The sequence below is a fragment of the Parendozoicomonas verongulae genome (assembly GCF_009711465.1).
Taxonomy (GTDB): Bacteria; Pseudomonadota; Gammaproteobacteria; order Pseudomonadales; family Endozoicomonadaceae; genus Sansalvadorimonas; species Sansalvadorimonas verongulae.
The window spans coordinates 1-235 of sequence record NZ_SMME01000069.1; the positions used below are offsets into that span (position 1 = coordinate 1).

At 55.3% G+C, this 235-nt stretch carries 1 protein-coding gene; it reads left to right on the top strand.

The window, feature by feature from the left end:
* The coding region (locus E1189_RS24120; RefSeq protein WP_230459779.1) for a hypothetical protein at nucleotides 1-235 on the top strand (235 nt) is incomplete at both ends.

Consider the following 235-nt stretch of genomic DNA (forward strand, 5'->3'; position numbering starts at 1 on the left):
CAGTTGAAACGGATGCCACAACATGGGTTAAGACTCCATCTAACCTTTGCCGCATTTCCAGTAACAGTGAAGCTCCTGACATCTTATATGCCCCTCCTTCACCTCCCCCTCTGGACTCTCTATTCCCAGAGCTGGCGGGCTTGGTGCAGGATGACAGCGATCAGCTGCCCACGAACATCTCCGGGATGCGTACGCTAAGAGCCCGCACAGGGGGCAGGCCCTTTGTCTGTGACTT